Origin of the sequence: Pseudoglutamicibacter albus, assembly GCF_031458175.1 — a bacterium.
In the GTDB taxonomy this organism is placed as follows: Bacteria; Actinomycetota; Actinomycetes; order Actinomycetales; family Micrococcaceae; genus Pseudoglutamicibacter; species Pseudoglutamicibacter albus.
In genome coordinates this window covers 1,333,223-1,346,958 of record NZ_JAVDXX010000001.1, presented here as the reverse complement: position 1 = coordinate 1,346,958, position 13,736 = coordinate 1,333,223, and the positions used below count along the sequence as shown (strand labels likewise).

The following is a 13,736-nucleotide window of genomic DNA, read 5'->3' as shown; positions in this document are numbered from 1 at the left end:
GGCAGTCTCGTGAACGCTTCAGCGTCGGTGAATTCGATGTCAGCGGATTCGACGGCCGGGGCAGAGGGCCCCGGAGTAACGGGCACCGCGGTAGAGGGTGCCGGGGTAGCGGGCGCCGTCGCGCTTGACCCGGCCACGGGCGCCCCGGTGGGTATATCGAAGGTTCTGGTGCTGACAGCGCACCCAGACGATGTTGACTTCGGCGCCGCTGGAACACTGGCACGGTGGGCGGCAGGCGGCATCGACATCCACCTCACCGTGGTGACCGGCGGGGGCGCCGGCGGTTTCAGCGATGAGGCCCGCAGCGATGATGTTGTATCCCGCCGTCGGGAGGAACAGCGGGAAGCGGCAGAGGTTGTGGGGATCGCTTCGGTCGAGTTCTGGGACTACCCGGACGGGGATCTGCACGTGAGTGATGAGCTGCTCAAGGACATCGTGGAGATCGGACGCCGAGTGCGCCCGGACCTGATCTTGACCCACCACCCTGAGCGGGACTACACGAGCTTCCAGAAATCACATCCTGACCACCTTGCTGTAGGGCAAGCGGTCACTCATGCAGTGTATCCGTCGCTGGAGAACCCCTACGCATACCCGGAGCTGCTGGAAGCCGGCCTCGAGCCACACAAACTGCCTCACCTGTGGTACTTCGGGCAACCGGGGCACCTAACGAACATGGCCGTGGACATCACAGAGAGCCTCGAAACCAAGATCCAAGCGCTTCTCAAGCACGCATCCCAACACCCGGATGTGGAGAAGATGCAACAGTTTGTGCGGCACCAAGCCGCAAACATCGCCCAGCAGCTTACCGCCTCGGACGATGCGAAAGCGGCGGAGTCGTTCCACGCGGTGTGCGTGAACTCCGCCGAGACGATCGCCGGTTTCTAAGCTGTCCCGATAGTCGGCCTTTAGCAGCGGCGATACTGGACCTCTGCCCTGCCGCTACACTCGCGTCGCAACTGGCCCTCTACTGCGCCGCTAGCGAGCACCTCCGCTATCGCGCTACTTACCGGCGCCTTCCGGGATCTGGATGGCAACCACATCGTTGGCTGGTGGGCGCTGCTGCCCACCTTCAGTGACGATCGTGACGTGGATTTCACGCGTCGTGTTGAGTTCGTTGCGGACGCCGACCCACTCATCGTTCGGCTGCCCACCTAGCAAGGTGGAGGGGCGTAGCGCGTTGTCTTTATCGCTTAGATACAGCTGGTATTCGCTGTTCTGCGGAGCGTGAGGGACACCCTTGACCTTGATCGCGTACGAGTTCAGCTCCGCGCTAGTGACCACCTCAATCTCGCCGTCTTTCGACTTAGCGGTGTGGGTCTGGGCGTCCGGGGCGTCGAGGACCTCTTGCGCGACCTCGCCTGCGATCTTTTCAGAAGACGGCCACATGGCACGCACCGCGAAGAAGAAACCGATCACAGCGAGCACAACCACCGTGATGACGCTGATGACCGCGATCTTGCCCGCCGAAGGCGCCTTGCGGCGGCTACGGCCGTGTTCTTGTTCCTCAAAACCGTCGAGTTCCTCAAAGTCACCGAGTACGTCAAGGTCGGCTTCATTCAGTTGGTTCATGGTTGTAAGCCTTTCCTTAAACGTTTCCAATAGTGAGATCAGCAGGTGCCGCATCCAGCGGCCGGGAACCTGGGAACCCGTGTTGCCGCCACGCCTCATAGACAGCGATGGAAGCCGAGTTCGCGAGGTTTAGAGACCTGCGGGCCGGCTGCATCGGGATCGTGAGACGTTCAGTGATGCGCGGATGGTTCTTTTCTTCTTCGGTGAGCCCGGAGGACTCTTTACCGAAGAGGAGAATATCGTCTTCGCGGTAGGTCACGGTGTCATAACGGGTGTGTCCGTCAGTAGTGAAAGCAAAAACACGTCCCGGCCCCAATTTCTGCAACGCAGTATCCAGGTCCGGATGCACCGTAACCACAGCCAGATCATGATAATCGAGGCCAGCGCGGCGCAATTTCGCGTCTTCAAAATCGAAACCCAACGGCTCCACAAGATGCAGTTCGGCGCCGGTGATGGCAGCGAGCCGGATTGCGTTACCGGTGTTGCCTGGGATTTCAGGAGTATTGAAGACGATGCGTAGCACGCCGCCAGTTTAGCTAATGTAACGGTTTGATCACGGAACGGTGTTCTTTTTGTGTGTGTCGCGTCCTGCGAACTGGAGTAACTGACCATACACAGAAAGGTTGATGCTACTGGGGTTCGGGCCACCTGCAAGATAAGCAATCCCCTCGCCGGCGGCACGCGCAATCGGTGAAGGCCCCGTGACACCCGCGGTAGCGCCCACCCGGTTCACCACCGGATGTTGAGCCGAACGCCCCGGAACGAACAACACATGCAACGCCTCAGCGCGGCTGCCGCCGATCTTGCGTTCCAACGCATGCACCGCATCGTGGTCTGGGGTATAAGCCAGGGGCTTTCCATTCGCTCGCAGTGTTGTGCCATCCCACGCGTGTTCGGCATCCACAGAAGCCTCAACATCAACCGCGAGCAGACGGTGGCCAGCAAAAATCACTGCTTCAATATCCGTCCCGTCGATGCGGACGCCCAGCACCATGCGGGCCGCAGGAACGTGTTCGTGGATGCGTTCGAAAAGATCCATGACGGCCGCGGTGCGCGCCTCGCGGTAGACGGCGCGGTCAAATAAGCTGCAACGGCGGATAGAGCCCCGCACGAGCGTGTGCGCGTCACGCTCACTCAATGCAGGGTGGGCGCCGTCGTAGGTGAGGTCCTGGGAAGCAGGCCCAGATGGTGTGTAGCGGTTGTCTGTGTTGTGTGCGGCCGTGCTGTTGGCGCGTGAAGCGGCGCCGCTAGCGCCCGATGCGTGCCGGGTCTGCGCTGGACGCTGGGCAGACGGCGAAGACTTCGACCGCGCAGAAGGACTCGCTGGCGGCTGTGCGGTCGCGGTTCTAGCAGCCGCGGCATCGGCTTGCGCCGCAGCGGCAGGATCGGTCAGGACCGTGTAGGCGGTGGTGATCGCCTGATACGTTTCGGGATCGCCGCCGAGGTCTGGGTGATGCGTACGTGAAAGCGCACGGAACGCTTTACGGATGGCTTGGCTGTCAGCGTTAGGGGGTAGACCGAGAGTTTCAAAAGCTTGACGGCGGCTGGCGGACATAGTCAATATTCTGCCTTACCTCACCCATCGGGTGCGGAACACGGTGAGCGCTGGGGAGCGAGGGTGGACGAACCAGGCTGGAGTGAACCAGGCTGGAGTGAGCCAGCAGTGCCAGCCAGGGGAGCGGGGCTAGGCTGGGAGGGTGAGGAATCAGCCGATCCATTACTTCGACCACGCCGCAACCACCCCGCTGTCTGAGCCGGCACGTGCCGCGCTCATCGAGCATATGGGGGTTATCGGCAACGCGGGGTCGCTCCACACCGCGGGCCGCACTGCTCGCCGTATCCACGATGCCGCGCGCATCGAGCTCGCGCACGCCGCCGGGGTTGATCCCGCTGAAATCGTGTTCACTTCAGGCGGCACCGAGGCCGATAACCTCGCGATCAAGGGCCTCTACGCCAAACGCAACGCAGTGCCCGGTTCCAAGCCGGAGCCAGCTGTGGGCAAGCCAGCCCGGCCGCGCATCATCTATACCGGGATTGAGCATCCTGCCGTGCTTGATGTGATCGAATACCTCGCCCAACACCACGGCGCCGAACCCGTGCTGGTTCCGGTCACCGAGGATGCCGTGGTGGATCTCGATGCGTGGCGTACCGCGCTAGCACACGCGCCGGAACGCACCGCTCTGGCGACCCTGATGTGGGCGAATAACGAGGTTGGCACCATCCAGCCAGTCGAAGAAGCCGCAGCCATCGCTGCCGAACACGGTGTGCCCTTCCACACGGATGCGGTGCAAGCTTTTGGGCACACCCCTACACAGCTGAACAATCCTGCTATCACCACCGCGGCCATCACCGCTCACAAACTCGGCGGGCCAGTGGGGATCGGGGCGCTCATCGTGCGCCGCACCGCCCAGCTCACACCGCACATCCACGGAGGCGGACAAGAACGTGGCCTACGCTCCGGAACCGCCGACGTCGCCTCCGCGGCAGCCTTCGCCGCAGCCGCTACCGCCGCGCAAGCAAGCCTCGACCAAGAGAGTGAACGGCTGGAGTGTCTGCGGGAAAAACTGGTCCACGCGATCACCACAACCATCCCCAACGCGACCGTATCCGGCGTCCAGGCAGCCGCTAACCGGGCATCACGTGGCGGGGATTCAGCGCAGCAGTTGCCCGGCATCGTGCATCTGAGCGTCCCAGGCGCCCAGGGTGACTCGGTCCTGTTCCTCCTAGACAGCCTCGGGTTCGCGACCTCGACCGGCTCCGCATGCACCGCCGGGATGGCGCAGCCCTCCCATGTCCTGTTAGCGATGGGCCGTAGCAAACAAGACGCAACCGATGTGCAACGCTTCAGCATGGGCTCACTCACCACCGAAGGATCAGTGCAGGCGCTCATCGACGCCCTCCCCGGGGTCATCGCGCAAGCCAGAGCCGCCGGTTAGCTCGCGCATGCACCAGAGACAAACGCCACTAGCGCCTATAAAGATCACGGCGTCACCGGTGGTGCATGAAACAATAGAGAATTGCCCTTGCGCACAGCCTTGAGCAGAATTGACCGGCCACAGTTTTGAGGGGGATTTCATGAAGGTTCTGGCCGCAATGTCTGGCGGCGTGGACTCCGCCGTAGCGGCGGCGCGCGCCGTTGAAGCCGGCCACGACGTCGTGGGTGTCCACCTCGCCCTCTCACGCATGCCCGGAACCCTACGCACCGGATCGCGTGGATGCTGCACCATCGAAGACTCCAATGACGCGTTCCGTGCATGCGAAACCCTCGGCATCCCGTTCTATGTGTGGGACTTCTCCGAACGTTTCAAAGCCGATGTGGTGGATGACTTCATCGACGAATACGCCGCCGGCCGCACCCCGAACCCGTGCCTGCGCTGCAATGAGAAAATCAAGTTCGAAGCTCTGCTTGATAAAGCGATCGCGCTAGGGTTCGATGCGGTCGTGACCGGCCATTATGCCCGCGTGGATCAGGACGGTGACGGCCGCCCAACCCTGCACCGAGCCGCCGATATGGCCAAGGACCAGTCCTATGTTCTGGGTGTTCTGCGGGAGGACCAGCTCGCGCACTGCTGGTTCCCGCTGGCACACGCACCCACCAAAGCGGAGGTCCGCGCAGAAGCTGAACGCCGCGGCCTCGGCGTGGCAGAGAAACCCGATTCGCACGATATCTGCTTCATCCCAGACGGCGACACCCGCGGCTGGCTCGCCGAACAGATCGAGATGCAGCCAGGCAAAATCATCGACCAAGAAGGCACCCAAGTAGGCGAACACGAAGGGGCCCAAGCCTTCACCGTAGGGCAGCGCCGCGGGCTCGCTATCGGCCACCCAGCACCTGACGGTAAGCCGCGCTTTGTGCTCTCGATCCGGCCGAAAACCAACGAAGTCGTTGTCGGTCCCAAAGAGGCGCTCGCCGTGGATCGGCTCAGTGGCATTCGCGTCTCATTCGCGGGTGCGGAACCTGCCGAGGCCGCCAGCGGCGCATGGATGGACGTCACCGTCCAGGTTCGCGCCCACGGAAAACCTGTACCGGGCCGCGCCCGCTGGGTCGCCGACGACGAACACGGCCGCCGCGTAGAAGCCGAGCTGGAAGAAACACTCAACGGGGTAGCACCAGGCCAGTCGATGGTCCTCTACACCGGGGACCGTGTGATTGGGCAAGCAACAATTGCCTCAGCCCATTCATCAACGTGGAATCCGGCCGCACTCACTGCGTAGGGTGAGGTTATGAGCGATCAACACGAAGGCATCGTGACCAACGAATGGGACCCGGCGGCATCCTCGCTACCTGACACTGTTGACCCTGCCGTGATGCAGGAACTGTTGCGGATCCGCGGCAGCATCGACAACATTGACGCGACGCTGGTATATCTGCTCGCAGAACGGTTCAAATGCACCCAGCGAGTAGGCCACCTCAAAGCCGAACACCAACTCCCGCCAAGCGACCCCGGGCGTGAAGCCGCCCAGATCGCCCGGCTACACTCGCTAGCCAAAGACGCGCAGCTAGACCCGGAATTCGCCGAAAAATTCCTGAACTTCATCATCGCTGAAGTGATCCGCCATCACGAAGCGATCTCCGAACAACGCAACTGAGCCGGCAGGCTTGATTGTGAACATGACTTCTTCTACTTCGACGGCTCCCGAGCGTTCAGCGGACACCGAGCAGGGCATTGCGTGGCAGGGTGTTGTGTGCACGCCGCAGGTTCGTACCCAGGCGCGCGCCCAGGCACGCACACCGGGCCAGGCACAAACTCACACCCCGCTACGTGCAACACCATTGCGGGCAACACAGCTACTCAACGAGGTGTTCGGCGGACTCGAATCCGGCCCACACGTTCTGCCTCTTCCGGAGTCCCCGGCAGACACCGCCTGGGAGCGCACCATCACGCATCTGTCCGGGTTGCCGGTGGACCTCACAGCGCACGGATGGCGGCTGACCGGAACCCGCGCTCAAGCTGGGATCGCGATGCGCCGGGCGAGTAACGGTTTGCGTGAGCTCATCCAGCTCACCGCGGATGACGCCCAAGACGCTCCGCTCGGGCATCGCAGCGTCACCGTGATGGGGCCAGCCACCGTGATGCACCGGCTGGCGTTACCGAACGGCGAGCCCATAGCTTCCGACCACGCTGCCCGCACCGACATCGCGCAAGCCTGGTGCGAAGGCATCACGGAGCTAGTGCCGCAACTCGCTTCACTGCCCGGCACCACGCCGGTGGTGCGGATCATCGATCCCGATGCGCACCACGCGTTCGCAGGCTCGTGGCGTTCCAGCTCCCGCTACCGCAGGCTTGCGCACCTGGACCAGCAATGGTGGGAATCCCTCATGGCCGATGCGGCAGCGGCACTAACTGCAGCGCGGACCACCGGCAGCGAAACGCAAACCCTAGCTCGCGAGAACACGGTGACCGTGTGGCTTCCTGAGGCTGCGCGAGGGCGCGCGCAAACCATTGCGAAGGCTGTGGAGACAAACAACGGCGGCGTCACGGTCGGGTTCGAAACCGTTTCATGGCCGGAGGATGCCCACGCGGCGGAAAACCTACTGGAAACCATCGAAGCGCTCGCCGATGGGGAACACACCGGTAGCCGCGTGCTTGTGCCTCTACCCGAGAGTGCCGTGAATGAACCGCTAGCCGATGGAAAGGCCCGGCCCTTCACCCGTACAGCAGACGAGCTGTTGGAGCCGCTGCGGCAAGCCGGGCTGGAACCCCGCCACCTGCTTGGCATAACCCTGCAAGCCAGCTACGGTTTCCGTTCCGCGGCGCCCGCATCGGCGGCAACCAAGCCCGGTGCCGCCCAAGGAAGACCGGCGCCCGAGCTCACCGACCTGCAGCTTGGCCGCGGGCTCACCAGGTTGAACGATCTAGCGCAAAAATTTAGCGACATCGCGCATGGTTGACCCAACCGAGTTTCTGTGTGCTGATCACATAGGATAAGAGATACATAGGCCACGGTTCGGTGGATTCGATGCGTCAGATGTGAGGGAATGCGGGAGATGAAGGGACACGTCCTCGTCGTTGATGATGATGAAGCATTGGCGGAAATGATCGGCATCGTTTTGAAGAACGATGAACATGAGCCGGTTTTCTGCCATCACGGCATGCAAGCTGTCGAGATGTTCCGCCGCAGCGAACCAGACCTTGTGTTGCTGGATCTGATGCTTCCCGGGAAAGACGGCATCCAGATTTGCCGTGAAATCCGTGAAGAATCCGACGTCCCCATCATCATGCTCACCGCCAAATCAGACACGCAAGACGTGGTGCGCGGGCTCGAGGCGGGCGCTGATGACTACATCCCTAAGCCCTTCAAACCGGCGGAGCTGCTCGCGCGCGTCCGTGCACGCTTGCGTGGCGGCGGGCAACGCCACGACGGTAGCAAACTCACGGTCAAAGACATCACGATCGACGTTGCACGTCACACGGTTTTCCGTGGGGACGAGCAGTTGCAACTGACCCCACTGGAGTTTGATCTCTTGACCACCATGGCCCGCAAGCCGGGCGAGGTTTTCACGCGCGAAGACCTGCTCAATGAGGTGTGGGGTTACCGCGAAAGCGCAGACACGCGGCTTGTGAACGTGCACGTTCAGCGTCTGCGTTCCAAGGTTGAGCGTGACCCGGAAAACCCAGAGATCGTTCTGACCGTCCGAGGGGTAGGTTATAAGACTGGCCAGAACTAAACCGAAGGGTAGGCGAGCAGCCCTACCCAACCGTTATTTAGTGCGCAGGCGCCGCCGAAGCACGGTGGTGCCCGATCCGAGCGCGCACTCCAAATGGGATCCACGCAGATGGTTTGGCCTCGGTTTGCGGTTGTGGCGGCGTTCCGTCCAGTTCCGAACCGTGGGAATCACTGTGGTCCTGGTGGGTCTTGCCGAGATTCTTGTGGGCGGGTTCCTGAGCGCCCAGATCTCCAAGGGCCTGTTCGAAGAACGTCTTGAGCAGGTTTCCGCTGAAGCGACCCGCGGGCTCGCACAAGCGGACTCCGCGTTCTCTTCCGCATCGACCACCAACGCCAACGCCGCATCCACCCTCGTGATGGACACTCTGCGCGGCATGCAAGGCGACGGTGTCGCGGTGCGCCGCGACGTCGTGTTCCGGCTCCTGCCAGGTGCTTCCGCCTACTGGGTTCCAGGCCAGGACACCTCATCAGTCGCATCGGCGGCTATCACCGATGATCTACAGAACCAGGTCTCCAGCGGCTCCGACATCTACTGGCAATCGGTCGAGCTGACCGGGGAAAAAGGCGAGATCAAACCCGGGGTTGCGTTCGGTAAACGCGTCACCGTCCCGCCGGGCCGCGACTACGCGCTATTCCTCGTCTATGACTTCTCGCAAGTAGCTGACACCCTCGTGTTGGTTCAACGCGTGCTGCTCGGTGGCGGCGCGGTTCTGTTGCTCATCATCACCGGTATTTCTTGGTATGTGGCCCGTCGTTCGCTGCAGCCTGTCGCGGAAGCCGCTCAAACCGCCGAGAAGGTCGCGGCCGGTAGGCTCGATGAACGCATGGAAGTACAAGGCCAAGACGAGCTTGCGCGTTTGTCTACGTCCTTCAACCGGATGGCGGATTCACTCGCCGAACAGATCGTGCAGCTTGAAGCGCTCTCACAGATGCAGCAACGCTTCGTATCTGACGTGTCTCACGAGTTGCGCACACCACTGACCACGGTACGTATGGCCGCTGAGGTCCTCTACCTCAGCCGCGACGAATTCAGCACCGTCAACGCCCGCTCAACCGAACTGCTCTATGACCAGGTTGAACGCTTCCAAGGCCTGCTGAATGACCTGCTCGAAATCTCCCGCTTCGACGCCGGCGCCGCGCAACTGGCGGAGACGAAAACCGATGTCGAAGCAGTCGTTTCCCGCGCGATGGCCACAGCCCAACCGTGGGCAGACAAAGCTGGCTCGCCCGTCAAAGTCACCATCGTGGGTGCTGATAAAAACAAGCGTGGGGTCTATGCGTCAATGGATCCACGCCGCATCGAACGCATCATCCGTAACCTGATCCTCAACGCGGTCGAACACGGCGAAGGCAACCCGATCGAGGTGCTGATCGCTGAGAACTCCGATGCGGTTGCAGTCGCCGTACGAGACCACGGCATTGGCCTGAGCGAAGAAGATGCGGTGCGGGTCTTCGAACGGTTCTGGCGTAAAGACCCAGCCCGTGCACGCACGACCGGCGGCTCGGGGCTTGGCCTATCCATTGCGCGGGCGGACGCACGCTTGCATGGCGGTGCGCTCGAGGCATGGGGTAAACCTGGCGTAGGCTCGACCTTCCGCCTGACACTGCCTAAAACCCTCGGCGAGAAAATCACCGTCTCCCCGCTGCCGCTGGGACCCTACGGTAAGAGGATTGGCGCTATCGAAGCCGCAGTCAACACCAACACCAACCCGATCCAACTGCCCGCTGCGGAGGAGAAAGCAGCGGAGGCGAAAGCGACGGAACAGAAGACGACCGCGCAGAACACAGCGACACAGAACACGCCAACTCAGAACACAGCAGCCCAGCACACAGCAGCATCGACGAAGCCGGCATCGCCTGAGGGGAGTGACGCGCCATGACCTCGCTGATTTCACCCAGCCACAACGCAAGCTGCAACACAGGCTCGCGTGGCTGGCGCATCGTGCTGATGTCCGTGCTGAGCGTTGTGCTCGCTACCGTCCTGGCTGGGTGCGGGAGCATCCCCACCGCGGGGCCTGTCGGAACGTTGGAGCCGAGCGAACGCAGTGGCGGGGAACAAAGCTATACCTTCGATGTGCCTGGCCCGTCCCCGGGGGATTCACCAGAAACCATCGTGAGGGGTTTCCTCGCCGCGGGTGTCTCTTCACAGGATGACTGGGCGGTGGCCCGCAGCTTCCTGACTGCAGAGAAGGCGCCTGAATGGAACCCGACCCATGAAGTCATCGTCACTGACTCAACACCTGAGGTGAAGCGTTCCGGGGAGGGCGCAAGCGCTCTGGAAGCGAACCCTCGCGTGCTGCGCACGATCGACGCCTACGGTGTGAAAACCGATGCTGAGAACCCTAAACCACGTAACCTCAAATTTGAGGTTTTGAAAGAAAACGGGGAATGGCGCATCTCGAAGGTGCCCGATGGCGTAGTGGTTGAATCGCAGCTGTTCCAACGCGCCTACGAACCTGTAGAGCTCGCGTTCTATAACCCGCAGTTCACCGCCGTGGTGCCGGATGTTCGGTGGTTCGCGCGCCGTCAAGGTATGGCTACCGCTGTAGTGACCGCGCTACTGCACGGCCCTGCGCCCTATCTTGAGGGGTCGGTCTCGAGCGCGTTCCCGCGCGATGCGAAACTTGCCCGGCAGGCTGTGCCCGTGCAGGACGGCATGGCTCAGGTTGATGTTCCGGAGGGTGTTGTTGCTGGCGCTGATGACCGGCAACGTAGCCTCATGATGCGGCAACTGGACTTGAGTTTGAACGAATTGTCCTCGGTCAATCAGGTCTCAATGTCGGTGGATCAGCAAGAGCTGAAGGTTTCCGCTGATGCTGAACGCAATCCACCTGTTGTAGAAGCTGAGGTATCGGATAAGCTTGTGGGGCTTCAGAACGACCTTTTGGTGCGTGTGCGTGATTCCAACAGCACACTCATTGAGACGGATTCGACTTTAGGCCCGGGGCTGTCGTCTCCGACGATGCAGCCAGAAGATGACACCAAATACGCGGTCTTAGCGGCCCAACAGACCCGGCTTCTGGCCGTGGACGGTGAGAAAAGAACGTACAAGGAGCTCGCCAGCGGCCCGGTCATGACCGCGCCGTCGATGGATAGCTTCGGGTGGGTGTGGACATCGGACCCTGAGGGCGTGGTGGCCTACGATTCCTCGAACGGGAAAACGGTCCGCATGAAGCTGGACATGAAACCTAACACCTCTGTGACCTCGGTGCGGGTTTCTCCGGACGGAGCACGGCTTGCGTTTACGCTCACGGACGCTGATGGCGAACGCTTGCAGGTATCCGGTATTCAACGCACCAAGACTGACCGTCCGGTAGCTTTAGCGAGCCCGCTGAGGTTAAAGACCACCGTGAACCCGACACGCGTGCAGTGGATCGGGGCGGCCGACCTGGTTGTGTATAAACCCGATTCCACGGCCCGGGTGGATGTTGAGCAGATCGGCCTCAACGACGAAACGAGCATGTGGCGGCAACCGTTGCTGGGGCTAACGCACCTGACGGTGGGTGTGGGCCCCGAGGATGTGTATGCAGAGAACGCTGACGGCCTCTATCAGCGCACCTCTAACGGATGGCGGCAGGTTCGCAGAGACGGAAGCCAGCTTTCCTACGCAGGCTAAGTAGTTGCTGCGTTTGCCTATTCACAGGTCTGGTTTCCCGGTGTTCTGTCCACATCTTTTCCTTCTCGCGGTTGAGTGCGGCGTGCGGTGCGCGATGCTGAGTACATGGCGGCACCAAGCAGGCGCTTAGACGGAACCGGTGGAACCGACAAGCGCGGAACAACCGGCAGGCGGCGACTCAACAACAGCCCTGGCGGTCGTGTAGCGCGGTGGCGGGAGGCCGCTGATGCCGTATGGTTTGGGCCTGCCGGAACCACGATGCGCCAGGCAGTGAGTGAGGCAGCACGTGCGATTCTGCCTGCTCGGTGCGTGGGATGTACCAGCGATGCCGGCCCGCTGTGTCCGGAATGCTCCTCGCGCTTAGGCAAGGCTCTGTTGCACCCTGCGGTAGTTGATGATCTACGCGAATTTGATGTTCTAGCCCCGAGCTCTCCGGCCCCGGTGGTGTGTGCGGCACCGTACTCCGGGATCGTCTCTAATGTTTTGCTGGCGGCAAAGACGCGTGGTGGGCTGGGGTTGATCGAACGATTTGGGCCTGCCGTTGAGCGGACGTGGAACCTTTTGCAATCGGTTGCGGGACCTGTTGCGGTTGTTCCGATACCCTCGAAAGCTTCTTCGGTGCGATCCCGTGGGTTCTCTCCGGTTGAAGAGCTCTTACGTGCTTCTCACGTGGGTCCCGTCATGAACCTCTTGCGGGTGCGGACGTTGACGAGCCTGGGGCTGGCCAACCAGGGTCCGCAGAAGTCCCGGGGTAGAAGTGGCCGAGCGAACGCAGTGAAAGGACAGTTCGCTGTCGATTACCGTGCCGTGGCCCACGTGAAACATCGCAGTCCCTACAGAAAGGTTCCCAGGCATGTGGTTCTGTTCGATGACGTAGTAACGACCGGTGCCACGCTTGCCGAGGCTTCCCGCGTCTTGCGTGCTCACGGCTTCAACGTCAAAGGGGCTTTCTGTGTCGCCTGGGTGCGTCCACCGGGAGGGGCAAACGTAGTGTCAGAAATAAGCCACCCGCTTAACTGATCCACAACACGAGCACATGGGATGCGCTCCAGGGTGTGACCGGGGTAACTTTAAGCATGGGCTTGAGTTCGAGGATGAGCCTCCAGCCAAACCCATCACCTGGCGTCAACGGCGGTGATGAGTTCATAATCTTCCCGTCAGACCGTCACCGGGTGTTGTTTCGGAATTGAGGGAGGACCTCTCATGGATGTCAACGTAATTGGCCGCAACGTCAGCGTTACTGACCGGTTCCGCGAATACGTCGAGGACCGTGCCGCGAAGGTTGAACAGCTTTCACCGCGGGCCCACAACATCGATATCAAGGTCTCACGCCAACCGAACGCACGCGTCTCTGATTCTGAAATGACTGTCGAAGTCACCGTGATCGGGCCTGGCCCGGCGGTCCGTGCTGAAGCGCACTCGTCCGAGAAGTTCTCGGCTTTTGACCTCGCATTCGCTAAGTTGCTTGAGCGTTTGCGCCGTGCACGCGACAAAGCAAAGGACCACCGCCGCAATGACCGTGCGTTGAACCCGCCGATCGATCCGGAAGCTGTTCCTGCAAGTGATAAGTCCCTGGTTGAACAGGTGCAGGAAGCTCAGCGTAAGGAAGAGGTTGGCGATGTTCCGGTTGAGATCCGCCGCAAGCGTTTCCCAGCCATCCCCATGACTGAAGACGATGCCGTGGACAACATGGAGCTGGTGGGCCACCCGTTCTATTTGTTCCTTGACTCCGAAACCGGCCTGCCATCGCTGGTTTATCGTCGCCGCGGTTGGTCTTACGGTGTTATTTCCCTGGATGAGAACCTTACGGAAGCAACCCGGGACGGAAGCAAGACCTACCGCAGCTAACACAAGCATCGTGTCTAGCCTTCCCGTGGCAGTG

12 protein-coding genes are annotated in these 13,736 nt (G+C 61.5%); 9 read left to right on the top strand and 3 right to left on the bottom strand.

The window, feature by feature from the left end; all coding sequences use genetic code 11:
* The first annotated feature begins 9 nt into the window (after positions 1 to 9).
* Positions 10 to 885, top strand: coding sequence for a PIG-L deacetylase family protein (locus J2S67_RS05825; RefSeq protein WP_310247133.1), 876 nt, complete (start codon positions 10 to 12; stop codon positions 883 to 885).
* 114 nt (positions 886 to 999) lie between these two features.
* Here J2S67_RS05825 and J2S67_RS05820 read toward each other — a convergent pair whose 3' ends face one another.
* The 3 genes from J2S67_RS05820 to J2S67_RS05810 are packed head-to-tail and all read right to left on the bottom strand — an operon-like array spanning position 1,000 to position 3,124.
* Positions 1,000 to 1,569, bottom strand: coding sequence for an anti-sigma factor domain-containing protein (locus tag J2S67_RS05820; protein ID WP_310247131.1), 570 nt, complete (start codon positions 1,567 to 1,569; stop codon positions 1,000 to 1,002).
* A 16-nt stretch (positions 1,570 to 1,585) separates the two neighbouring features.
* Positions 1,586 to 2,092: a tRNA (cytidine(34)-2'-O)-methyltransferase gene (locus J2S67_RS05815; protein WP_052048208.1), complete on the bottom strand. Its 507-nt coding sequence runs from the start codon at positions 2,090 to 2,092 to the stop codon at positions 1,586 to 1,588.
* 30 nt (positions 2,093 to 2,122) lie between these two features.
* Positions 2,123 to 3,124 carry a J domain-containing protein gene (locus J2S67_RS05810; protein WP_310247128.1) on the bottom strand — a complete coding sequence of 334 codons (1,002 nt, stop codon included), beginning with the start codon at positions 3,122 to 3,124 and terminating at the stop codon, positions 2,123 to 2,125.
* Between the two features lie 142 nt (positions 3,125 to 3,266).
* Here J2S67_RS05810 and J2S67_RS05805 point away from each other — a divergent pair, with 142 nt between their 5' ends.
* The 8 genes from J2S67_RS05805 (at position 3,267) to hpf (ending at position 13,702) form a co-directional block, all read left to right on the top strand.
* Positions 3,267 to 4,505 carry a cysteine desulfurase family protein gene (locus tag J2S67_RS05805; RefSeq protein ID WP_310247126.1) on the top strand — a complete coding sequence of 413 codons (1,239 nt, stop codon included), beginning with the start codon at positions 3,267 to 3,269 and terminating at the stop codon, positions 4,503 to 4,505.
* 139 nt (positions 4,506 to 4,644) lie between these two features.
* Positions 4,645 to 5,784: a tRNA 2-thiouridine(34) synthase MnmA gene (gene mnmA / locus J2S67_RS05800; RefSeq protein ID WP_070490546.1), complete on the top strand. Its 1,140-nt coding sequence runs from the start codon at positions 4,645 to 4,647 to the stop codon at positions 5,782 to 5,784.
* A 9-nt stretch (positions 5,785 to 5,793) separates the two neighbouring features.
* On the top strand, positions 5,794 to 6,159 hold the full coding sequence (locus J2S67_RS05795) for a chorismate mutase (protein WP_052048209.1): 366 nt from the start codon (positions 5,794 to 5,796) through the stop codon (positions 6,157 to 6,159).
* A 22-nt stretch (positions 6,160 to 6,181) separates the two neighbouring features.
* The gene (locus tag J2S67_RS05790) at positions 6,182 to 7,462 is read left to right on the top strand and encodes a hypothetical protein (RefSeq protein WP_310247123.1); all 1,281 of its coding nucleotides are present in this window, start codon (positions 6,182 to 6,184) and stop codon (positions 7,460 to 7,462) included.
* Between the two features lie 96 nt (positions 7,463 to 7,558).
* A complete protein-coding gene (gene mtrA / locus J2S67_RS05785) occupies positions 7,559 to 8,239 on the top strand; it encodes an MtrAB system response regulator MtrA (protein WP_035754442.1) in 681 nt (226 codons plus the stop codon).
* Positions 8,240 to 8,306: 67 nt separating this feature from the next.
* Positions 8,307 to 10,118 carry an MtrAB system histidine kinase MtrB gene (gene mtrB, locus J2S67_RS05780; protein ID WP_310247121.1) on the top strand — a complete coding sequence of 604 codons (1,812 nt, stop codon included), beginning with the start codon at positions 8,307 to 8,309 and terminating at the stop codon, positions 10,116 to 10,118.
* The gene (locus J2S67_RS05775; protein ID WP_070490543.1) at positions 10,115 to 11,854 is read left to right on the top strand and encodes an LpqB family beta-propeller domain-containing protein; all 1,740 of its coding nucleotides are present in this window, start codon (positions 10,115 to 10,117) and stop codon (positions 11,852 to 11,854) included. Before mtrB ends, J2S67_RS05775 begins: the two co-directional genes overlap by 4 nt.
* A gap of 1,203 nt (positions 11,855 to 13,057) precedes the next feature.
* Positions 13,058 to 13,702, top strand: coding sequence for a ribosome hibernation-promoting factor, HPF/YfiA family (hpf, locus tag J2S67_RS05770; RefSeq protein ID WP_035754448.1), 645 nt, complete (start codon positions 13,058 to 13,060; stop codon positions 13,700 to 13,702).
* Positions 13,703 to 13,736: the final 34 nt, after the last annotated feature.

Excerpts from the sequence above, each read along its gene's own strand:
- J2S67_RS05820 (WP_310247131.1), bottom strand. The coding sequence starts at position 1,569 with ATGAACCAACTGAATGAAGCCGACCTTGACGTACTCGGTGACTTTGAG.
- J2S67_RS05810 (WP_310247128.1), bottom strand. The coding sequence starts at position 3,124 with ATGTCCGCCAGCCGCCGTCAAGCTTTTGAAACTCTCGGTCTACCCCCT.
- mnmA (WP_070490546.1), top strand. The coding sequence starts at position 4,645 with ATGAAGGTTCTGGCCGCAATGTCTGGCGGCGTGGACTCCGCCGTAGCG.
- J2S67_RS05795 (WP_052048209.1), top strand. The coding sequence starts at position 5,794 with ATGAGCGATCAACACGAAGGCATCGTGACCAACGAATGGGACCCGGCG.
- J2S67_RS05790 (WP_310247123.1), top strand. The coding sequence starts at position 6,182 with ATGACTTCTTCTACTTCGACGGCTCCCGAGCGTTCAGCGGACACCGAG.
- mtrA (WP_035754442.1), top strand. The coding sequence starts at position 7,559 with ATGAAGGGACACGTCCTCGTCGTTGATGATGATGAAGCATTGGCGGAA.
- J2S67_RS05775 (WP_070490543.1), top strand. The coding sequence starts at position 10,115 with ATGACCTCGCTGATTTCACCCAGCCACAACGCAAGCTGCAACACAGGC.
- hpf (WP_035754448.1), top strand. The coding sequence starts at position 13,058 with ATGGATGTCAACGTAATTGGCCGCAACGTCAGCGTTACTGACCGGTTC.